This is a genomic window from Brasilonema octagenarum UFV-OR1, assembly GCF_963888615.1.
Taxonomy (GTDB): domain Bacteria; phylum Cyanobacteriota; class Cyanobacteriia; order Cyanobacteriales; family Nostocaceae; genus Brasilonema; species Brasilonema sennae.
This window is the reverse complement of record NZ_CAWPKW010000400.1, coordinates 1-21,418: the sequence shown is the minus strand read 5'-3', so window position 1 is coordinate 21,418 and position 21,418 is coordinate 1. Positions and strand designations below refer to the sequence as shown.

Here is a 21,418-nt window from a genome sequence, read left to right as displayed (position 1 = left end):
TTCGGGTTCGCCAGTCGCCTACGGAGGGAGACCCTCCTGCAGCGCTGGTCTCACCAGATACCAAGTGAGGGAAACCCTCATCAAGTACTGGCTCCGCAAGGCACAACTCTTGGCAGCACTGGACTCACTGTATAACTGCGATGCACTTCGCTTGTCGAAGTCTTCACTGATTTAAGACTTCATAGTTTCCCCCAGTTCACCGGGTCGCACGCTCAACTGTTGAGTTTGTTCACCCCGTTGTACCTTCATTTGCAAGGGCTGGTTGATTCGACTGAGTTCTACCAAGTCTTGCAACTGTTCGGCAGTCGTTATCGCTTGTTCACCAACTTGGGTAATGACATCTCCTCGACGCACACCAGCAGTAGCAGCAGGACTATTAGGTATCACTTGTATCACCAAGACACCATTGATTTGTGGTAAAGTTATGGCTGTATTGGGATCATTATTGGATTGTTTTGCCAATTCTGGTGTAAGAGTCATCATCCGAACGCCAATGTAAGGATGCGGAATTTTCTCACCACGAACCAAAGCATCTTTAATAAGCTTAGCTTTGTCGATAGGAATAGCAAACCCAATTCCTTGAGCATCAGCACGAATTGCTGTATTAATGCCAATCACTTCACCTTGTTCATTCAGCAAGGGACCACCAGAGTTACCAGGATTGATCGCAGCATCAGTTTGGATAAAGTCCAAGCGTTTATCTGGGATGCCAACCTGAGCGCTGGATCGATTCAACGTGCTGATAATACCCAAAGTTACCGTGTTATCTAATCCTAACGGGTTGCCGACTGCGATCGCCCAATCACCCACTTTCAAGTCTTGGGAGTTCCCAAGGGCAGCTACTGGCAAATCTTTCCCATCAATTTTGACAACAGCCAAATCTGAAGGTTCATCCACCCCTTTCACCTCTCCTTTTAACTTGCGTCCATCCTTGAGGGTGACAGTGACAGAATCAGCACCGCTGACAACATGAGCATTGGTGAGAATCATGCCATTGGGGTCAATAATAAAACCAGAACCTTCTCCGCGTTGGTGGTACTCTTGAGGCATTGCAGAGAAATCATTACCAAAAAAATCACGGAAAAAAGGATCACTAAGATACGAATTAGGCGCACGCATTGTGATCGTACGCTCTGTATCAATTCGTACGACGGCAGATCCAACTCGATTGACAGCAGCACTAACGAAACTGCGGATAGGAATTTCTTGATCTGCTGCTATTGGAGATGGGGTTGTTTCGACTCTGGAAGTTATAGGTGCGGTAGCACTGGGTAGAGATGACTCCTTAAAAATTTGTAAATTGGGAAATGCCCATAAAGTCGTCAAAGTTAACCCTACACTCAAGACAGCGATTAGAGCATGGCTAATCACTTGACGCCAGAGGGAGGGGAAACGTTGTTCTTGTGAAGATGACAAAGACATAGTAATTTCTGCTATTGCAAAGAGCTTATAGGTTGCACAAACCCGAAGAATCAAGTTTTTTGACAACCCATCAATATTGTGTGCTTGGATTTCAAAAAAAATCAGTGTCAATAATATCGGCACCTTTACGACCATTATGACTGGACGGTGTGTTGTTGGCTTGTAACCACTCGCTAGAGTCATACTAATACAAGGCAGATTCAATATTGCACCAATTTGTGATCACAAAGCAGTAGAAAAAAGTAATAGGAAACAGCAATGAAAGTTTGGGAAGTTCAGTCTAAAGAAGGTTTGGAAGCATTGACACTGGTTGAAAAACCAGAACCACAACCAAAAGCAGGACAAGTCCTCCTCAAGATGCGTGCTGCTTCACTCAACTATCGGGACTTGTTGACTGTCAAAGGAGCATATGGCTCTAAGCAAAAGCTACCGTTTATTCCACTTTCTGATGGTGTGGGGGAAGTGGTTGATGTTGGCGAGGGAGTGACTAGAGTCAAAGTAGGCGATCGCGTCGCTGGAATCTTCATGCAAACCTGGTTAGAAGGGGAGTTTTCAGCAGACAAATCAAAATCAGCGTTGGGTGGAGCGATTGATGGTATCTTAGCTGAGTACGTGACGCTTGATGAAGATGGCGTTGTTCATGTCCCAGAACATCTTTCTGACGAGGAAGCAGCATCCTTACCTTGTGCAGCAGTCACAGCTTGGAATGCCCTCACAACAGATGGCAAACTGAAAGCTGGCGATACTATTCTGATACAAGGTACGGGAGGAGTTTCTTTATTTGCCTTGCAGTTTGGCAAGATAATGGGGGTAAAAGTCATTGCCACTTCTAGCAGCGACTTGAAGTTAGAGAAATTAAAGGAACTTGGAGCATCTGAACTTATTAATTACAAAACCACACCAAATTGGGATGAGAAAGTTTGGCAACTGACAAATGAGGTGGGAGTTGATCGCGTCATTGAGGTTGGGGGTGCTGCAACCTTCAATAAATCCCTACGCGCTGTACGCTACGGTGGATATATCAGTTTCATTGGAGTACTTTCTGGATTCAGCGCAGATGTTAGTACAACATCGATTTTGCACAAAGGGATAACTGTACAAGGCATCTACGTAGGTAGTCGCGCTATGTTTGAGGCAATGAACAAGGGAATTGCTTTACATGGTATCAAACCCATTGTTGACCGAGTGTTCCCCGTTGAGGAAGCGCGACAGGCGTTAGAGTATATGGAGAGTGGCGCGCATTTCGGTAAGATTGCGCTGCGCTTTTAGGAGTAAGGCTCAAATACACGGAAGCACGACTTGCATAACTGTTTTTTCTCCTAGCTTACTGTGAATACAAAGTTCCCCTCCGTATAACTCAACTATACGTTTAGCAATGATTAAACCCAAACCTGAGCCTTGTTGTTCATAGAGTTGGCGCTCAAATTGTCGGTATGCTCCCAATTCAGCAATTTGAGCGGCTGTCATACCTCGTCCGTAGTTGGTCAGTGAGATCATCAGTTGATTACTAACTGAAGTACTTGTTAGATAAACTTCTGTTCCTGATATTGAAAACTTAAAGGCATTATCAATTAGTTCTTCAATAATTTTAGAAAGTCTTGTTTCGCAAATTTGTACACAACAAGGGCTTTGTAAATCGACTTGGAAATCTGTATAACGTCCCACTTGTTGAGCTTTTTCAGTAATTAATTTTTGCAACGCCATTGAAGGGAAAACAGTTTTATGGCTTTGCAAGTTTTTCATTCGTTTTGGATCTGTTGCTATCATTTCGAGTTCTGTGTACAACAAAAAATTCTGAACTAACCTGTGTAAGCGTTTTCCCGACTTATGAAGACCTTCTGCCATCTCAAAAATTTCATGCCGAGAAAGGTTATCGGCTTCTTTCATTAAAAGTTCTGAAAAACCTAAAATACCATTTAGTGGTGTTCTCATTTCGTGAGGAAGAGACATGGTAATACTACTACGCAAATCATCCAGCCTTCTTTGTGACTGCTGACGAATGGCAAGTTGTTTTTTTAATCGGGAGGAAATCGCAGCAATTAGTTCTGCGCGGGTAAAAGGCTTTGTTAAATAGTCATCAGCTCCTAATTCCATCCCTTGGCGTAAGTAAGTTTTCTCAGTTTTAGCGGTTAAAAAAATCAACGGAATCGTTGCTGTTGTAGATTGTTGACGTAACGTTTTTAAAACGCCATAACCATCTAGTTCTGGCATCATCACGTCACAAATAATCAAGTCGGGAATTTCCTTTTGAGCTAACTTCACACCAAGCTGACCATTTTCTGCCGCAATAACATCAAAATCCTCATAAGTTAGTAATTCCAAAAGATTCTGTCTGACACTTGTCTCATCTTCTATGATCAAAATTTTATACATATTTAAAAAAACTTAATTCTTTTAAAAAATTAGATTTTGATTTGATTGGTTATCGATTACGATTACGTCTTATTTCGTAGTCCATTAACATTAATCGTCAAAATATCAATTGTCAATTATCAATTGTTAATTTTTCCTAAACGCTCATTTATAGCGACAATTGATAATTGATAATTGATAATCATTCATTTACATTGAATAAAAAATATTATACGGTTGACATATTTAAGCGTTTTTTAGCAACTAAGATTTTTTCAAACTCTGTTGCTGGTAATGGGTGGCTAAAGAAAAACCCTTGTATTGCATCACATTTATGTTGACGCAAAAAAGCAAGTTCCTGTTCCGTTTCCACACCTTCGGCAACTATATGAAGGTTAAGATTATGTGCCATTTGAATCAATGCCGTAGTAATGATTGCTTTCTGTAAATCATTGGCAATACATTGAATAAAGTATCGGTCAATTTTTAAAGTGTGAATGGGTAATTGCTTCAAATAAATTAAAGAAGTATATCCGGCTCCAAAATCATCAATAGCAATTTTAACTCCATAAGAATGAATTTCATTCATAGTTGAAATAGCCTGATTTATATCTGGTCTAATTATATTTTCAGTTAACTCTAAAACTAAGCAATCTGGGACTAAGTTATTGACCAATAAAAGATGAATTATTTTTTCAGTAAAGTTAGGTTGCTTTAATTGATTAGCCGATATGTTAACAGCTATGCGCAAGTCTGTGAATCCTTGATTATGCCAGAGTTTCATTTGTTGACAAACATTTTTTAATACCCAATCACTAATAGGGAGAATTAAACCAGTCGATTCTGCTAAAGGAATCAATTCTGTGGGAGTAACCATTCCTAATTCTGGATGCTGCCAACGTAATAAACTTTCAGCACCGATAATTCGGCCAGAATGAATATCGACTATAGGTTGGTAGTAAACCAGAAATTGCTCAAACTCCTCCCGTTCTATAGCACGACGCAAAAACATTTCTATCATCTGTTGTTTGGGAGAGAAAGTCTGGACGTCAAATTTGGTAGAGACTTGCTTTGCCAAACTTGCTTGCTTGGTTAAGCGGCTTGCGATCGCATTTAATAGTTCAGTCCGAGTAAATGGTTTTGTCAGATAGTCATCAGCACCTAAATCCATTCCTTGACGAAAGTCAGTCCTAGCAGATTTTGCTGTCAGAAAAATAAATGGAATACTTGCTGTGACTGGTTTTTCACGTAATCTTGTCAAGACACCATAACCATCAACTTCTGGCATCATTAAGTCGCATAAAATCAAATCAGGAGTTTGAGAAAGTGCTAAATCTAATCCAATGCGTCCATTAGCAGCAGCAATAGTATCAAAATCTTCTGCAGCTAATAAATCTATAATGTTTTCTCGTACTAGTTTTTCGTCTTCAATGACTAAAATTTTGGTCATGGCTTGCCTCTGATGGAATGTAATTGTTTAACGGCAGAGTTACAGTAAATAGAGTTCCCAGCCCAATTTCACTTTTTACCGTAATTTCACCATGATGAGTTTCCACGCAGTTTTTTACAATTGCTAATCCTAACCCCGTACCTTGGATGTTACCTACGTTTGTTGCTCTGTGAAAAGACTCAAATAGGTGAGGTAAGTCTGCTGGTGGAATACCTATTCCTTGGTCTTGAATTCTAAAGACTGCTAAAGCATTCTCAAACGTCAGGGAAAATCTGACAGTAGTACCACTTGGAGAATACTTAATTGCATTCGAGAGTAAATTACCCAGAATATGCCCTAGCAATTTTTCATCCATACAGCATGGCATGGAATCAGATTGACTACTAAAGTTGATTGCATGTTGATTATTAACATTCAGTTGTAATTCTTCCACTAGATAATGGCAGTATTCAACTAAATCAAAGGGCATGGGTTTAAAATCTAATTTTCCTGCCTCCACTTTTCCAATCACTAAGACATTGTTTAACATCTCAGTCATACGCTTGACAGAAGTTTGAATGCGATGCAGGTGAGACAGTTGTTTTTCCTCAGTCCATTTATGGCGGTAGTGTTCTAATAACTCTGATGAGGAAAGAATAGTGCTCAACGGCGTACGAAATTCATGGGAAGTCATTGAGACAAAGCGAGATTTCAGTTCATTCAGTTCTTTTTCTTTATACAGCGAAGCTTTTAATTCCTCTTCTAGCTGCTTACGTTCTGTTATGTCCAGCCAGTAACCGACAATTTCCAATGGTTCACCAGCGTCATTCCGTACCAGCTTTGCTTGATCGTACATCCAGCGATATGTACCATTTTTGTGCAAAAATCGATACTCGTGACTATTGTGCCCTTGCTCAAGAAGTTTTGACAGCGCTACAAACACCTGGTGTAAGTCTTCTGGGTGAATATGACTAGCCCAAAACCTGGAATCAGCAGTAAATTTATGTGCTTCATACCCAAGTGTCGCGATAACGTTTGCGCTCATAAACGTAATGCTATAGTCGCTCTCGATTTTGCTGCTATAAATCACACCAGGACTAGAAGAAAGTAAGTATTGCAACCGCTCTTGCGAAACTAAGAGCGCCACCTCTGCCTGCTTGCGTTCCGTGATATCACTTTGAATACTAATGTAATGAGTAAATTGACCATGATTGTCATAAACCGGAGAAATACTGACCTGATTCCAGAATAGTGTACCATCTTTGCGGTAGTTACGTAAAACTACGGTGCAACTTTTTCCTTGCGCAATGGCATCGTGTAACTCGGTCATACCCGGTTGATTGATATCATAGCCGTGGAGAAAACTGTAATTTTTCCCAATCACCTCCTCTACTGAATAACCAGTGATTTGCTCCAAAGCTGAGTTAGCATATATGATTGGCGAGTCTGGCATTGTAACATCAGCAATGATGATGCCATTACTGCTAGCTGCGATCGCGCGATCGCGCAGTTGTAAACTTTCTTCTGCTTGTTTGCGCTCAGTAATGTCTTCAAAAGTGCCAAGAACCCCCATGACATTGCCTTCATGATCGTGAAGTGGGATTTTACTTGCCTGTAGCCAAACTTGTTTACCATCCTTTTGGATGCGGGAAAAGATAATGTGATATTCGGGCGTATCAGTTTGCATCACTTTCAGGTCAGATTCACTGTAAAAATCTGCCTCCTCTTCGTTAACCACGAAATCGTAGTCAGTCTTGCCCACAACATTTTCTGCAGTCTCAAGACCAAACATTTTGGCAAAGATGCGATTACAACCTAAGTAAACAGAAGCTGTATTTTTCCAGAAAATACCTTGGGGAATGTTGTCCATGATCAACTGCAACATTTGCTGCGATTGTCGCAGTTGCTCTTCTGCATAAACACGATCAGTCATTTCAAAAATCAGCTGCCGATTCATTTGTTTGACAGCCCTTGTTCGCTCCTCAACTCGCGTTTCTAGCTCTGCTTGTACTTCTTGTAATGCGAATTCTGCCTCTACACGTTCAGTAATATCTATACAACAGCCAATGTAACCAACAAAGCTACCATCAGATTCAAACCTTGGAACGCCTATGTTGCTCAGCGAACGATACTCTCCATCAGCACGCAAAAAACGATAGACATAGTCGAAACGTTGATGATTTTTGAATGCTGGTAGATATGTATCAACACAGTGCTGTTTATCTTCAGGATGAATTCCTTCAAGCCAACCTTCACCTAGTAACTCTTCAAAAGGGCGTCCTGTAAATTCTACGCTAGATTGGTTGACAAATGTATTCAAACCATTAACATCACTTATCCACATGAGTATTGGTAACTCGTTTGCCAGTTTGCGGAATTGCTCCTCACTCTCACGCAATGTCTCAGTAGTTCTTTTTTGCTCGGTAATATCTTCGTTGCTGGCAAACATGCAGCCATAAGACGGATTCGATATAATGTCCTGTGCTTGTTGTAAGGCTTGACAAATACTTTCATAAGTGCATAAGCCAAGGAGTTGACCTTGCTCACCAATGAGTGGTACACAAAATAAATTATATTGGCGTAAAAATGACAGTATAAATACTACACAAGGAATCTCAGAATATTTTAGGGTGGGTATTGAAGTCCTCATGACTTCAGACACCTTGGCAGTCTGTAGGTTGACGTCTGAAAATAGAAGGTGTAAAGCATCATGCTCTGTAAACCACCCTACTATCTGCAAATTCTCAACTATCAACACACACCTTGCTTGCGGTTCATGGTTCTTCATCAGAGCTATGACATCTGATAGAAGTGTTTCGGGTGAAACAGTTAGGGGAAAAAAGTCAATTGCAGAATCTAATGATGGCAGTGAAATAAATTGAGCAAAGGTGTGCATAAATGTTTGCAAGAATCTAATAGCAGAAAATTGTTTTCTATCTATTAAGTGATGTATTGAACAGCAAAGAACTCACCAAAACAGACACACTTGTCGCACTCGCACACGCTTTGCGCATAGGGCTTATGCTTCTTGAACGTCGCTGCGGACTATAGTTACGTTGTTCGTGCGTAAGTCCTGGTGTCTTTTCATTTTTACCTTGTCTATCGGTATTTTCTTGCGTAAATTCTCGTAAATAAGTATGTTTTTACACTATTTTTGCACTCGACTCGATGAACAAAGACGAGCCAGCGCACTGCTTCGCTTATTAACCAATACGCTTCATATTGTGTTCGGTTAAAGATTTATCATTAGCGCTCTGAGCAGGGAGCATCTGGTGCTGGGAGAAAGGATTTTTACTCTTTGGTGCCCTCACTCCCTCCTAGCCTACGGCGACCTGGGCGTCTACTAGCCCCTAAAAGGGGCGCTGCGTAAACGTTAACACTGGGCGCTTCACTCCTTATTTTCAAGTTATACCAATTTGAAAAAAGAATGCGACAGATACACACTCCCAAACCCAAGTTTCGTCTCGGCTTTCTTCCGGATTGAATGAGCGAATTTTGAATTGATATTACGGTGGGGATTGCAATGCCCACCTTAACTCCGGGAGCGGTGCAACTGTACTCGTTCTCCGTAACGTAACAACTTCTCTATCGTGGCAAGACGATTTTCCCAAACTCTGACTTGATATGGATTTTCCAACGCTTGTAGACGCATCAACTCTCTAAATTGAGACTGTAACCTTAAAAGCGATGTTCTCGCTGTTGCCAATTTAGTGTTATCTGGGTTAGTAGCCAGCTGATTTAAAGCACTTTGCACAACTTCCGCTTGGGAGTTAAGAGTTGAAAGCGTTGTGGAAGTTATTCGCAGCTGATTATTTTGCTGTGCGAATTTCCACTCACGTTGTAAAGTAGTGTAACGGATCCAAGCAGTTTGAAAAGGTTGGCGGTGGGGAATGGGTTCTTTTTGTGTGCGTTGAGGGCTACCTTGAGTATTATTAAAGACTTGGTTAAGGTCATTGGTGAAATTTTGTGCTGCAAACAGAGCATAACCAGCTACAGGCAAGTCTCTAACTAGCTGAATTTGATCGAATGCTCCAACTGTTTGTAAAGAAAGTAGGCGAATTCCTGGCACCAGCAGCGAAGAACCTAGTTGTGTAGCAGTTGTTATCCAAGGTTGTGCCAGTCGCTCAAAGCGCGGGGTATCTTGGGCATAAGTCATAGGCACAATTAAATCAATATCGCCGCGCCTTGCCCAAACTTCCCAATGCTGCTGTAGCTTTTGAATGCGTTCTTGTTCTGGAAGGGGAAATACAGCAGCCGACAAAATCAAGTTAGGTCGCTTTTGTCGCAGTTGTGACACTTGAGCAACAAAGCTATCAATTTGTTGAGTACGAAATTCTGTCCATTTTTGCCATAATTGCTGTTGCCTTGGAGAAATCTTCGCTGGGTCTGTGCCAGTCAGTTGTTGAAATTGCTCTCTAGCCGCCTTCCCATAACCGTAAGTCCGGTTAGCGCTTGGATCTTGGAAGGGATAGCGAATGTAGTCTAGTTGTAAACCATCCACGTCATAGCGACTGACAATTTCCTCGTACAAGCTGAGCAAATACTGCCGTACTTGAGGATTTGCTGGGTCAAAGAATGGTTTAGTCTGTCCAGAAGGAATCATTTGACCGCGATTATCGTAACCTGCCCAATCAGGATGAGCCGCAAGGACTGGCCCTGGGTAATTAGGATTTATATTGAGGAGTCGATTATGACGTTCATTACCAGCAGCAAAAGTCCAAACCCAAGCGTGTAATTCTATACCTCGTTCATGAGCTAACTTGACAGCAGATGCTAATGGGTCCCAATTACGAACTAATGGATTTTCCTGGGGCACAATTTTGCTGGGATAAATCGTGTAGCCAGCATTAACCGTTTCAAAAAATATGGTATTAATTCCGGCTTGCGCTATGCGATCAAAAATCTCAGCCAGTCTCTGCTCGCTTCCCGCACGGATAATCGTTCCTCGGTCAAGCCACATTGCCCTGATTTCTGGTTGAGCCAACCTCTTATTGAGAGGAAATTGGTTCCACAAATTCGCTCTTGCCATCAACCATTGCTGACGCGCCTGAGCGTAGTTTTTTTGTGCAATCAATTCGGGCAAATTTTTCACAACTTCACGAGCAGCATCTAAAGCTTGTTCTGTCCTAGGAAATGTTGCCCCAGGTCTTGTTGATGCCACCTGTGCCTGTTGCGTCTTTGCTAACGCTGGATTGTTACTATTTTCAGAAAGAGCGAGTGCTGCTAAATTGGCACTCTCGACTCTACCAATAAGATTCTCTAACTCATGCTGATAGGTAAGCGCTTCATTTCGGCTAATTGGTGCTTGTGAGTTAGGGACAACATCAAACCGCACTCTTTGTTCAAGTTGGTCAATTGCTTCCTCTGATTTTGGAGGTGTGATGCTGGGAATAGGTCTGGGTTGAGGAGCTGTGGCAATTTTGGGGGGAGGTGCAGGAGATGGAGGAGATGGGGGAGATGGGGAAGATGGGGGAGATGGGGAAGATGGGGAAGATGAGGAAGTGATGGTGGTATATCCTCCCCTGCTCCCTACTCCCCTGCTCCCCTGCTCCCCTGCTCCCTCTGCTCCCCCTGCTTCCCCTGCTCTTTTTTGTCCCGTCGGAGTTGCTGGCGCTTTAGCCACGGTGGTGGAGCAGGTTTGAGAACCTCCCGCTACTTTAGTTGGAGCACTCGAAGGTCTTTTTAAAAAACGGTTTATGGTAGTTTGTAACCAGGCGCTATCTAGCTGTGCTGGGGAAGCAGCATCTACACCCCAGCGCCAGCCAAATAAGGTGGAACGTTCATTAGCTACCACTGCTGCTGGGTTATCTTTGCCACCCCAAATAGCAGCAGCAGTAGTTGTGGCGTTATCAGCAATCACGACGCCACCCCGGACTTGACCGAAGAGTCCGTTTTGGTTTGCCCATTCTACGAATTTTGCTTTTGGTGATGGTTGCAGCTTTTGTGGTTTATCAAGGCTGAATCCCCAATAGCCGCCTAGAATACTTCGCAGTAACTGTCGCACTCCCGGTGCTGATAAACTTCCTACAGGACCGCTTGCAATTAAGCGTCCTCCTTTGCTCATCCATTCTTCCAGAGCAATGGCTTGTGTTGGCGTTAATGATTCGACGTTTGGTAAAAATAAAACTGTGCGATCGCCCCAATCTGCCGCACTCCTCACACTAGATAAAGGAATCACACAATACTTAACTCCAGCCGTCTGCAAGCGGTTTGTGATTCCTGTCCACTGATTTGCATTTTCGTCACTCTGGACTATGCTCAATACTGGTTCTGAAGTTGCCGCTGTGGCTGGGAGAATGTTTAGTAAATGAAATATTAACAAATTGAAATTTAGAATCAGAAATCCTGCTTTTTGAATTCTTGATTTTATCTTTTTACTTCCTCTTTTCTGATTTCTCACTACACACTCTCACTTTAACAATTCAACATCTGCCAGTAGGACACCCTTAAAAGAACAAAGTATGCCCTACAGGCACGCTATGTATTAGTGCAATTCAGCGATTCGTTTTTGAATACAATTTACAGACGATTCATTATTGTACATGAAGTGGTTTGATACAAGTTTGAAGAAACTGTTCAACTCCCGCCACTGGAAATATTTTTACATCCAGCTTACAAGCCACATCCTCAACACTTGTATCATCTAAAAATACCAATTCACCATGTTTTAGCATGACAGTTGGTAGCAAAATTCCGTCTCCCAAATCTTGCCCCTGTAACTTCAAAAGCAAATCATGACCCGTTAGCAAGCCCGTCACGGAAATACTTTGTCCCCAGTAATCGCTTGACAAAGCACACATTTTGATATCTAAACCCTCAACAGAATTCAATCGCTTCAAGATAGGTTGAAATGCTTGCTCTACTGCATTGCCAACAACCCAAGTTAATTTTTTTGGTTGCACTTTTGGTGGTAGCAACTTGTCAGCAGCTTCTGTAAATTGTTTTATAAACAAATTAATAGAACCAACACCGTTATCTATTTGAGGATAATCTTCATATTCAGATTCACTTGGCAAATCCTCACCAGCAATCAAAAACCACTCATCAGCAAGCCAAACACAGTTTTGTTTTTTCTTGCGAAATTCTTGCTGTAGCGAACGCACTTGGGAAATGACTTCTTGTGCCTTTTCTCTGGTTACAGGTATCAGTTCATCTTGTTCTGGACGAAATCGCGTCAAACCGACTGGCACCACTGCCACAGAGGCAACGGCAGGTACTTGTCCAGTATGGAAAGATGCTAAATCTCTCAGTGTTTGTTCAAGATGAGCACCATCATTAATACCAGGACAAACGACAACTTGCGCGTGAATTTGCAATCTTCTTTTTTTAAACCACTTGATTTGCTGCAATATTTGTCCTGCACGTTGATTTTTCAGCAGCTTAATTCTAACCTCAGGTTCAGTCGCATGGACAGACACATACAAAGGAGACAGCCGCATATTTTCAATTCGCTGCCATTCTCGTTCACCTAAATTGGTAAGAGTTAAGTAAGAACCATACAAAAAGCTCAGTCGGTAATCATCGTCTTTCAGGTACAAGCTTGAGCGCTTACCTGGTGGTTGCTGATCGATAAAACAAAATGGACAACGGTTATTACACTGAATCAAACCATCAAAGAGAGCCGTTTCAAATTCTACCCCTAAATCTTCGTCATAGTCTTTCTCGATTTCAAGGGAATGGCTTTTTCCAGCAGCGTCTAAAACTTCTAGTTCTAATACCTCATCAGCGCACAAAAATTGATAATCTATCAAATCGCGAGGATTTGTGCCGTTGATGCTGACAATTGCATCTCCTGGTTCAAATCCAATTTCAGCAGCGATGGAGTCTGGTAGGACTTTAGATATTCGGGCGGGACGAAAGATACTCATGAGTTGTATATTAAGGCATATAAGTTACCTTATATCTTGCACCTTTTCCATAAACGCCTTGAACTCAAGTTCAAGGCTAATAACCCAAGTCCGTTAAAACGGACTGTGAAAGAAAATAGAATGTTTGTATTATTCTTGAAACTTAAGTACTAAAAGTAGCAATTTACAGTTCGAGTGCAAAAAATAATTTTAAGCAACCGTGTGCTGGTGACAACTCTATCATTGAGTGTTGCACTATTTTTCATGATAGGGCTTTCCCTGTCATTTGGGGCAGTCGGGATGACTCCATCTCAATTATGGCAAGCAATACTCCGTCAGGGTGATACGCTCTATCAAACAATTATCTGGGATTTACGATTACCTCGCACTCTAGCAGCAATCTTGGTGGGTGCGGCTTTGGGAATGTCTGGCGCACTGCTTCAGGGAATGTTACGAAACGGACTGGCAGATCCATTCTTATTGGGTATCTCTGCTGGTGCAGGTTTGGTCGTTGTGCCAATATTCACCTTAGGAATATTACAGAGTTGGGTTCCTTTGGCTGCTTGGGTTGGCGGTTTGTTAACAACTCTTTTTGTTTATCTGCTTGCTAAGACTGGAGATGGGATTTCAATTGAACGCCTTATCTTAGGTGGAGTCGCGATTAGCTCATTATTTGGATCAATTCAATCGCTATTGTTGCTGTTGACAGACAATGGACAAGTGCAAGTCGCGTTAAATTGGTTGATTGGCAGCTTGAATGGAAGAGGATGGAATCTTGTAGTAATTGCAGGACCATATATTTGTTTATCCTTATTGCTAGGAAGTTTGTTAGGACGTAGTGTCAACTTGCTGAATTTGGGAGATGATTTGGCAGTTGGGTTGGGGGTTTCCTTGGTGCGATCGCGCATTTTTATCGGTGCTATTGCGACACTACTAGCTGCAGGTGCTGTGAGTGTCGCCGGATTGATTGGTTTTGTCGGCTTAATCGTTCCCCACGGTATCCGCTTGTTCGTTGGCACAGATTATCGAGTTGTTTTGCCATTGAGTGCTGTTGGCGGTGCTTTAGTCCTGACAGCAGCTGATTTGTTATCTCGCTTGGGTGCTGTGGAGTTACCAGTTGGTGCGGTCACCGCGCTTTTTGGATCGCCTTTGTTTATTTGGTTGCTGTATCAACGCAAAGGAAATTTTAATTAGTGGTCAAAATCCCAGAGTTGATTTGTTGGTGAGATATGATGGAGACGACTTCTAGAAGACTACATCTAAGTTTCTGCTCGTTTTAGATGTTCTTCGCCCCAATGACAGAGGACTTGTAAAACAGCCTCAAGACTTCTGCCGTAATCGGTGAACGAATACTCAACTTTGGGAGGAACATCTGAATAAACATGTCGATTGACAATCTTATCTTTCTCTAGTTCTCGAAGTTGTTGAATAAGCATTTTTTCGGTAATTTCAGGCATTAATCGCTTCAGTTCACTGAATCGTCTTGTTCGATCTTTCAAGTGCCACAATATCAAAATCTTCCATTTGCCGCCTAATACTTTTAATGTTGTCTGCACAAATACAGTGCCTTCTGTCTGTTCTTCTGGCATCTACTTCACCTCATCTATCTATACCCACATCTTGCACCAGTTGGTTTCTTGCAGTAGGGTGGGCACTGCTTACTGTTTGCTCAAACCCTTATTTTGACGTTGTGGGCAGTGCCCACCTACGATTATTGAGAATGGTGCAAGATCTTAGTATAGGCACTAACAAAAAAGTAAGTACTTCCCAAAAAGTAAGCATAAATATAACCTGGAAATTGTTGAATGAATATCTTTACGATCAACAAGTAACACGATGTCATCTTTACAGGGAAAAGTTGCGATTATTACTGGCTCTTCTCGCGGTATTGGAAGGGCTATTGCTGAACGATTAGGACGAGACGGGGCAAATGTTGTGATTACCTATGCGGGCAATCGAGACAAAGCCGAGGAAGTTGTCCGGGCGATTGAAGCAGGAGGATCACAGGCGATCGCTATTCAGCTAGATGTGCGTAACCTGGAAGAAGTTCGCGCCCTATTTGAGAAAACCACACAGCACTTTGGTAAAGTAGACATCTTGGTCAACAATGCAGCGGGAAAAAATATCTTCAAACCCACCTCAGAGATGACTGAAGACCAATACAACAGCATGTTCGATATCACGCGCGGTGTGTACTTTACCCTTGGGCAAGCCGCCCACCACTTAGCAGATGGCGGTCGGATTGTCAGTATCTCGACCAGTGGTACGGCAATGGCGATACCCGCTGGAGGAGCATATGCAGGCTGCAAAGCGGCAATTGAGCATTTTAGCGCAGCACTGGCGAAAGAGGTGGGCACACGCGGCATTACTGTCAACACGGTTTCTCCCGGTGTGACTGATACAGATGGATTAGTACTCGATCAGGAGCAAGTCAATCAACTGATTGCTCAAACGCCACTCGGACGTTTAGGTCATCCGGATGATGTTGCTAGTGCCGTTGCCATGCTGGTTTCTGACGATGCCCACTGGGTGACGGGACAAAGTTTACGGGCAAATGGCGGCATTGTATAATCATAAGCAAGGAGAAGCACCAATGACCTCACCTGTCACACTCATCAATGTCTTTGCTGTACCTCAGGGCAAAGAAGCGGAATTCATCAAAACGTGGAACGAAACGGGTCAATCTTTGAAAAATGCCTCAGGATTTATTGACGCAAAGCTACATCGCAGTTTAGATCCCAACGCTCGGTTTCAGTTCATTAATGTCGCCCATTGGGAAAGTGTAGAAGCTTATCAAGTCGCAATTTCTGAGCATGAACCACAGGAGAAACATCTGTCGTGGTTAGAAGTTAATCCTGCACTGTATATCGTCGAAGCGGAATACTGAGCAGAAATTTATCTAGCTTTACCAGAACGACCTGAGTAAGACTCTCAGGGGCAGGTTTTTTATAGTGCTATGGGATTATTGAGAAAACTCTCAATTCTTCAACGAGGTTGTGCGTTTTCAACGTTCAACTCTTCTTTGCCAAAAGCCCATAAAATGGTTGCCTGTCCTTGGGAGTGGCGCGGCTGACTGTTAACCAACCGTATGAAAGGGTATTAGTGAACGAAGGTGTAACCAGCACGATTGACGTTTTGGGAGAGGTCATGTATCTTCAAAGTAGATACATGTGAAAAGAACATTTAAGCGTGTCATTCTTGATGCAACATCATTAGGGAATTTATGACCACCATCATTACGAAGTGGGGAAACAGCTTAGCGGTTCGCATTCCTAGAGCATTGGCAGAACAGCTACAAATTCAAGAAGGAAGCGATGTGAGTTTGAGCATTTCGGGTGATAGCATTGTCATCACACCAAAAAAGCGGAAAAAATATACACTTGATGAATTACTCGAAGGTATGACACCAGATAAATTCCATTCTGAAGTTGATACTGGAATTGCTATAGGGAATGAAATTTGGTGAATAGTCCATTCTTATTAAAACGGTAACATCCCAAATGTGTAAGTCATATCAAACTCAGATGACTAGTTGTCATTGCGAGCGTAATGAAATGGAGCGAAGCAATCGCAACATCTAGACTTTGCGATTGCTTCATTCCGCTTCGCTTCATTCGCAATGACAAACATGTTTTTGCATGCATTGGGATGCTCCCGTTGTCATATCTTAATTAAAATTTGTGTTTATAAGGAAGATAGTTTGATTTGTGAAAAAAATTTATCTCGCTCCGCTGACACAGAGAAAAGAGAAAAGAAAAAAAGTAAAGGGGAAACGGACAAAAGTATAAAATAATACTAAATAATTACCGCAGCAACGCACACAACCCGAAAACCGACGAAGTCGTAGGCGTAGTCGGGGTAGTACCTGCCGCGGACGGCAGAACGGCAACCAGGATCGAGGTACCACGAACCACCCCGCAGTAGCCGATAATCATTATCATTATTCCTGATCCATGCACTGCCATCTTTGGGTGCTCCTTCATAGTCATGCCAAGTATCAGCACACCATTCCCAGACATTGCCATGCATGTCGTATAAACCAAAGGCATTTGGTGAAAAGCTTCCTACTGGGGTGGTTTGTTGTCTATACTCTCCCTTGGGAGCGTTTCCGTAAGTGTAGTTACCGTTATAGTTTGCTAAATCAGTCGTTATCGTCTCACCAAAGTAAAAGGGCGTCGCTGTACCTGCACGACAAGCATATTCCCACTCCGCTTCGCTGGGTAACCGATAATCTCTTCCCGCTGTGAAATTGATTCTAAAATTAAGTCTGGCAGAGAATTCTAATGCATCATACCAAGAGATTCTCTCTACTGGTCGGTCATTTCCCTTGAATCCAGACGGATTTGGGTTTAGTTCTTTGTTGACTTGAGCTAAAGCCGCTACAGCTCTCCATTGTGCTTGAGTTACGGGATATCTACCCATAAAGAAGGGTTGAACTGTGACTTGGTGTTGGGGACGTTCGTCATCTGTACTATATTTGTCATTCTCTGGTGCGCCCATCATAAACGTACCACCAGGAATCGCGACCATTTCTAGGGTCACTCCGTTTCCTAAGTCTTCCGTAAAGTATTGTGCTCGACATCTTTTGCGATTGATTTTCCAACCTTGAGCATTCACCGTTACCACATCAAATTCAAAGGATTTTAAAACTGATTTGTTGCTAAGTTTGGAATAGATAGCGTTAATTTCTTGAGCGACTTTCTGTAAATCAGGATTACCAGGTCGTTCATTCAACGCTCCCTTTATTAATTCTGGTATACGATTTTGGCTGTCAAGCTGCTGTATTAAGTTGAAAACCACTAAATTATAGTTGGAATTATTAGGAACTTCTGATTCGGGTATATCAAGTTCCATGTGTAGCATCATCACCAGTTCGTCTCGGTTTGGAAAGGCAGACTTGAGTGCTTCTCTTATTTTCCTGATTGTTTCTCCAGACAAACCCATTAACGGCTACTCCATAGTTAGAAAAAATAAAATTTTGCTGCTTATGGCCCATTTTGACCGCCTCGGAATTAATTCCCAGGCGGACGAGAATGCAAAGCGTCACTCTCGTTCTCAGGCTAGAGTTTGGGAATGAAATTTGCTTAGGCTCTGCCTCTAGTATCAAAAGGAGGCGGAGCCTCCATTGCTGCATTCCTTGCCAGAGACAAGGAACGAGACAATCGTGCAAAATCTGAGTATAAAGAAATATTCACCATATTGGTTGACCACTTCGTAAATCAGCCAATAAACCTTGCTTCTCTAAACGTGAACAAATAGCACTGAACGGTGTTCCCGCGTTGTAAGTTGGATTTCTCCAGTCAGGATCACCGCTATGATGCAGCGCTACTAAATTCCAGTTAATGTCAAAGCATGGAGAACCAGAGGAACCAGGCTGAGTATTGGTTTTATATTTAACAGTTGTGCCATTTTCGTTGATGTTAATAATAGCATCTGTGTCAAACGCCAATTTTAATGGCTCGGCTTTTGGATGTTGCACTATTAATAATGGAGTCTCAGGCAAAAATTCATAAGCTTGGGTAGGTAACGAAATGCATCCTCGCTGTGGAGCATTTGGATCAGAGTTTTTCGCGATCGCTTCTTCTCCAGGAACTCCATCTACCCGAAGCAAAGCATAATCTAATTCGTCAGGTGTTGGTAAAGTATTTTTGGTGTAAGGACTTTTATCAATCAGCCAGTCATCCTCTACTAAGCGATACTCTGTACCTTTGTTGATAATATTGCCATCCGCTAATTATTTATAGTCAAAACGCAGAATAACATTGCTAGCATTTGCTTGTCCTGAATCCACAGATTCGATGACATGGTAATTTGTCATCACCACATTTGGTGCAATCAGAAAACCTGTACCAAATTCTTTCTTATTATTGTTATTGGTAATTTCTATACGGCAGACTTGCGCTTCAATTGTGCCTAACTTTTCTCGCCATGTATTCACGTCTAGAAAACTATTCGTTTTCTTAATAATTTTCTCTAATGCGCCTCTTGCTGATAGCTGTGGTGGCATAGGAGTTGCAAGATTGAACTCTTGAGCAAAGACAAATAATGCTGGATTTCCAGGACTTGACTCACGAGCACCTGCAATCAGTTTATCAACCCATCCCTCAGCTTCTGCCGCTTGAATTAATCTAAAGACAATTGCTTGTAAGTCATTGCCCATTGCGATTACATTTAGGTTTTTTCCAAACTGGAATTGTACTAATTCAGCAAGTCTTTGCTGCTCTGGAAACGCGTCAATTAGAGCTTGTGTAAATTGTTTGTATTGCGGACCAGTTAATTTCATGGGTTCTTTTACGCGAGTGCGATATATGTGCAGTACAATTTTAGAACTCCATTCTTAACCCATTTTCCAGCAATTGTGTATTTTGACTCCTTTAATCTTTAACTTTTTTCGATGCCATTAGAAACAAACAATCTCAGTGGTGGATACGATAGTAAACCCATTGTCCAAGAAATTAGTATCGCACTCCAAGCAGGAGAATGGCTGAGTCTAGTCGGTGCGAATGGTTCAGGAAAATCCACCCTCCTAAAACTCATGAGTCGCCTGCTGAAACCGCAAACAGGCGCTGTACTGTTGGATGGAAAAGTTATTCACACCCAAAAAGCTACTGCTGTCGCTCAAAAACTGGCGTTATTACCGCAACAGCAAACGATACCACCGGGGTTAACAGTCCGACAGTTGGTTTCATTAGGACGCACACCCCATCAACCTTGGTGGCAATGGGAGTTAAACTCAGAAGATAGAGAAAAAGTTGAGAAAGCTTTAGAATTAACTAGGATGCAATCTTTGTGCGATCGCCCCGTCGAACAATTATCCGGTGGTGAACGACAAAGAGCTTTTTTGGCGTTAGCCTTAGCTCAAGATCCGCAAGTTTTGCTATTAGATGAACCAACCACTTATTTAGATATCCGCTACCAGTTGCAGTTACTGGAACTGCTCAAACAACTCAACAAAGAACAAAAGTTATCCATTATCACAGTGTTGCATGATGTGAATTTAGCAGCAAGGTATAGTTCTCGCATTGCATTGTTGTCCCAAGGTAAAATTTGGGCAGTAGGAGAACCAAGGATAGTTTTGACGCCTGAACACTTGGCTGATGTTTTGGGTATAGAAGTTGCTGTCTTGGAAACACCAGTTGGTTTGCAAATTTGCTCCTTGGCTGCTATTGATGAGGAATACGAAGCCGCATCAAATAATGAATAAAAATTATCGGGTAATTATGCAACGTCGTGTTATACTATTTGGATTCATACTGTGGTTAGGTTTGGTCACTTTTGCTTGTACAAGTGCAACCACTACTACTACCTCTACATCGCCGCAAACCCAACAGTCAGCTAAAAGAATTGTAACCCTCTCATCTCTATCATCTGATATTGTTGAGCAACTTGATAGCACAAAATTAGTCGGGATGAGTGGTAGCGATTTATTCAAAAATGACTCACGATTTAAAGATATTCCCCGTGTGAGTCAGGAGCAAACACCACCAAATTTAGAAAAAATTGTCGCACTGAAACCAGATTTGGTTATTGGCGCTGAAGGTTTTTCTAATCCGATTACCGACAAACTCAAAGAGCTGGGTATAACAACTTTACTGACTAAGGTTGATAGTTGGGAAAAATTACAAGATTTAACCAAAACTCTGGCAAAAATAGTTAATGCTGAACCAACGCCGCTATTAAACCGCTATCAAACTTTTTTACCTGAAAAATCGATTCAGAATCCTTCCACATTAGTGCTGGTTAGCCGTCAACCAATTTTGTCACCCAGCAGAAAAAGTTGGGCAGGAAATTTGTTAGATAAATTTCAAGCCAAAAATGTATCAGCAGATTTACAAGGTAAATTTTCAGTACCTGGTTATGTGACGCTTTCTGCTGAGAAAGTTTTGGAAGCAAATCCAGAAGTTTTAATTGTTGTTAGTCCTCAACCTGGATTATTAAAATCTTTCAAGTCAGAATCTTTTTGGAATCAACTCCAAGCAACAAAAAATAATCGAGTCTATGAGTTCGACTACTACGGACTTGTCAATCCTGGGAGTATAAATGCGATTGAAAAAGCTTGTGGAAAACTCAAAGTAGCATTATCAGGGCAAAAGTAAACAGTCAAATTTTTGGAAAATAAAATCGCAGATAAATTATCTGTATTTATCTGCGATTTTAAAACCTCACCCCCATCCCCTCTCCTTAGTAAGGAGAGGGGTGCCCGTTAGGGCGGGGTGAGGTATCAGTCATGAATCCAACACGCATATCAACCAAAACTAAGGAGAGAGGTGCCCGTTAGGGCGGAGTGAGGTGAGACAGCGCGAATGACGGCTCTCCCGACCTAGGCGACTGCGTAAGCGCAAAGCGCACGCGGCTTGGGCGTAAGCGC

At 42.2% G+C, this 21,418-nt stretch carries 17 protein-coding genes; 7 read left to right on the top strand and 10 right to left on the bottom strand.

Annotation, left to right across the window (positions count from 1 at the left end):
* Positions 1–171: 171 nt before the first annotated feature.
* On the bottom strand, positions 172–1,422 hold the full coding sequence (locus tag AC5590_RS34810) for an HhoA/HhoB/HtrA family serine endopeptidase (RefSeq protein ID WP_169267749.1): 1,251 nt from the start codon (positions 1,420–1,422) through the stop codon (positions 172–174).
* A gap of 258 nt (positions 1,423–1,680) precedes the next feature.
* Here AC5590_RS34810 and AC5590_RS34805 point away from each other — a divergent pair, with 258 nt between their 5' ends.
* Positions 1,681–2,691 carry a zinc-dependent alcohol dehydrogenase family protein gene (locus AC5590_RS34805; protein WP_169267748.1) on the top strand — a complete coding sequence of 337 codons (1,011 nt, stop codon included), beginning with the start codon at positions 1,681–1,683 and terminating at the stop codon, positions 2,689–2,691.
* Positions 2,692–2,700: 9 nt separating this feature from the next.
* On the opposite strand, the gene AC5590_RS34800 is transcribed toward AC5590_RS34805, so the two are convergent.
* The 5 genes from AC5590_RS34800 to AC5590_RS34780 all read right to left on the bottom strand — a co-directional run bounded on the left by AC5590_RS34800 (position 2,701) and on the right by AC5590_RS34780 (position 13,071).
* Positions 2,701–3,795 carry a hybrid sensor histidine kinase/response regulator gene (locus AC5590_RS34800; protein ID WP_169267747.1) on the bottom strand — a complete coding sequence of 365 codons (1,095 nt, stop codon included), beginning with the start codon at positions 3,793–3,795 and terminating at the stop codon, positions 2,701–2,703.
* Between the two features lie 208 nt (positions 3,796–4,003).
* A complete protein-coding gene (locus AC5590_RS34795; protein WP_169267746.1) occupies positions 4,004–5,224 on the bottom strand; it encodes an EAL domain-containing response regulator in 1,221 nt (406 codons plus the stop codon).
* Positions 5,202–8,099 carry a PAS domain S-box protein gene (locus AC5590_RS34790; protein ID WP_169267745.1) on the bottom strand — a complete coding sequence of 966 codons (2,898 nt, stop codon included), beginning with the start codon at positions 8,097–8,099 and terminating at the stop codon, positions 5,202–5,204. The genes AC5590_RS34795 and AC5590_RS34790 overlap by 23 nt, the downstream gene beginning before the upstream one ends.
* A 636-nt stretch (positions 8,100–8,735) precedes the next feature.
* Complete coding sequence (locus tag AC5590_RS34785; RefSeq protein WP_169267744.1) at positions 8,736–11,603, bottom strand: family 10 glycosylhydrolase; 2,868 nt, start codon at positions 11,601–11,603, stop codon at positions 8,736–8,738.
* 133 nt (positions 11,604–11,736) lie between these two features.
* Positions 11,737–13,071, bottom strand: coding sequence for a TIGR03279 family radical SAM protein (locus AC5590_RS34780; RefSeq protein WP_169267743.1), 1,335 nt, complete (start codon positions 13,069–13,071; stop codon positions 11,737–11,739).
* Between the two features lie 174 nt (positions 13,072–13,245).
* Between AC5590_RS34780 and AC5590_RS34775 the strand changes: the two genes are divergently transcribed.
* On the top strand, positions 13,246–14,244 hold the full coding sequence (locus tag AC5590_RS34775) for a FecCD family ABC transporter permease (protein WP_169267742.1): 999 nt from the start codon (positions 13,246–13,248) through the stop codon (positions 14,242–14,244).
* A 65-nt stretch (positions 14,245–14,309) separates the two neighbouring features.
* Here AC5590_RS34775 and AC5590_RS34770 read toward each other — a convergent pair whose 3' ends face one another.
* On the bottom strand, positions 14,310–14,639 hold the full coding sequence (locus AC5590_RS34770) for a winged helix-turn-helix transcriptional regulator (protein WP_169267741.1): 330 nt from the start codon (positions 14,637–14,639) through the stop codon (positions 14,310–14,312).
* Positions 14,640–14,886: 247 nt separating this feature from the next.
* Between AC5590_RS34770 and AC5590_RS34765 the strand changes: the two genes are divergently transcribed.
* The 3 genes from AC5590_RS34765 to AC5590_RS34755 all read left to right on the top strand — a co-directional run bounded on the left by AC5590_RS34765 (position 14,887) and on the right by AC5590_RS34755 (position 16,516).
* Positions 14,887–15,621 (top strand): SDR family oxidoreductase, encoded by a 735-nt coding sequence (locus AC5590_RS34765; protein ID WP_169267740.1) that lies wholly within the window; start codon positions 14,887–14,889, stop codon positions 15,619–15,621.
* Positions 15,622–15,643: 22 nt separating this feature from the next.
* Positions 15,644–15,937, top strand: a complete 294-nt coding sequence (locus tag AC5590_RS34760) for an antibiotic biosynthesis monooxygenase family protein (RefSeq protein ID WP_169267739.1) — start codon at positions 15,644–15,646, stop codon at positions 15,935–15,937.
* A 336-nt stretch (positions 15,938–16,273) separates the two neighbouring features.
* Positions 16,274–16,516 carry an AbrB/MazE/SpoVT family DNA-binding domain-containing protein gene (locus tag AC5590_RS34755; protein ID WP_169267738.1) on the top strand — a complete coding sequence of 81 codons (243 nt, stop codon included), beginning with the start codon at positions 16,274–16,276 and terminating at the stop codon, positions 16,514–16,516.
* A 329-nt stretch (positions 16,517–16,845) separates the two neighbouring features.
* Here the strand turns inward: AC5590_RS34755 and AC5590_RS34750 are convergent, their stop codons facing one another.
* The 3 genes from AC5590_RS34750 to AC5590_RS34740 form a co-directional block, all read right to left on the bottom strand.
* Positions 16,846–17,994 (bottom strand): SUMF1/EgtB/PvdO family nonheme iron enzyme, encoded by a 1,149-nt coding sequence (locus AC5590_RS34750; protein WP_169267737.1) that lies wholly within the window; start codon positions 17,992–17,994, stop codon positions 16,846–16,848.
* A 247-nt stretch (positions 17,995–18,241) separates the two neighbouring features.
* Complete coding sequence (locus AC5590_RS34745) at positions 18,242–18,721, bottom strand: trypsin-like serine peptidase (RefSeq protein WP_348982750.1); 480 nt, start codon at positions 18,719–18,721, stop codon at positions 18,242–18,244.
* Between the two features lie 63 nt (positions 18,722–18,784).
* Positions 18,785–19,333 (bottom strand): effector-associated domain EAD1-containing protein, encoded by a 549-nt coding sequence (locus AC5590_RS34740; protein WP_248277374.1) that lies wholly within the window; start codon positions 19,331–19,333, stop codon positions 18,785–18,787.
* A gap of 111 nt (positions 19,334–19,444) precedes the next feature.
* Here AC5590_RS34740 and AC5590_RS34735 point away from each other — a divergent pair, with 111 nt between their 5' ends.
* Both AC5590_RS34735 and AC5590_RS34730 read left to right on the top strand, forming a co-directional pair.
* Positions 19,445–20,254, top strand: coding sequence for an ABC transporter ATP-binding protein (locus tag AC5590_RS34735; RefSeq protein ID WP_169267736.1), 810 nt, complete (start codon positions 19,445–19,447; stop codon positions 20,252–20,254).
* A gap of 16 nt (positions 20,255–20,270) precedes the next feature.
* Complete coding sequence (locus tag AC5590_RS34730; RefSeq protein ID WP_169267735.1) at positions 20,271–21,146, top strand: ABC transporter substrate-binding protein; 876 nt, start codon at positions 20,271–20,273, stop codon at positions 21,144–21,146.
* The last annotated feature ends 272 nt before the right edge of the window (positions 21,147–21,418 follow it).

Coding starts and splice junctions, on each gene's coding strand:
- AC5590_RS34780 (WP_169267743.1), bottom strand. CDS start 13,071: ATGAGTATCTTTCGTCCCGCCCGAATATCTAAAGTCCTACCAGACTCC.
- AC5590_RS34740 (WP_248277374.1), bottom strand. CDS start 19,333: ATGAAATTAACTGGTCCGCAATACAAACAATTTACACAAGCTCTAATT.
- AC5590_RS34805 (WP_169267748.1), top strand. CDS start 1,681: ATGAAAGTTTGGGAAGTTCAGTCTAAAGAAGGTTTGGAAGCATTGACA.
- AC5590_RS34770 (WP_169267741.1), bottom strand. CDS start 14,639: ATGCCAGAAGAACAGACAGAAGGCACTGTATTTGTGCAGACAACATTA.
- AC5590_RS34760 (WP_169267739.1), top strand. CDS start 15,644: ATGACCTCACCTGTCACACTCATCAATGTCTTTGCTGTACCTCAGGGC.
- AC5590_RS34735 (WP_169267736.1), top strand. CDS start 19,445: ATGCCATTAGAAACAAACAATCTCAGTGGTGGATACGATAGTAAACCC.
- AC5590_RS34750 (WP_169267737.1), bottom strand. CDS start 17,994: ATGGGTTTGTCTGGAGAAACAATCAGGAAAATAAGAGAAGCACTCAAG.
- AC5590_RS34795 (WP_169267746.1), bottom strand. CDS start 5,224: ATGACCAAAATTTTAGTCATTGAAGACGAAAAACTAGTACGAGAAAAC.
- AC5590_RS34800 (WP_169267747.1), bottom strand. CDS start 3,795: ATGTATAAAATTTTGATCATAGAAGATGAGACAAGTGTCAGACAGAAT.
- AC5590_RS34730 (WP_169267735.1), top strand. CDS start 20,271: ATGCAACGTCGTGTTATACTATTTGGATTCATACTGTGGTTAGGTTTG.
- AC5590_RS34810 (WP_169267749.1), bottom strand. CDS start 1,422: ATGTCTTTGTCATCTTCACAAGAACAACGTTTCCCCTCCCTCTGGCGT.
- AC5590_RS34765 (WP_169267740.1), top strand. CDS start 14,887: ATGTCATCTTTACAGGGAAAAGTTGCGATTATTACTGGCTCTTCTCGC.
- AC5590_RS34790 (WP_169267745.1), bottom strand. CDS start 8,099: ATGCACACCTTTGCTCAATTTATTTCACTGCCATCATTAGATTCTGCA.
- AC5590_RS34755 (WP_169267738.1), top strand. CDS start 16,274: ATGACCACCATCATTACGAAGTGGGGAAACAGCTTAGCGGTTCGCATT.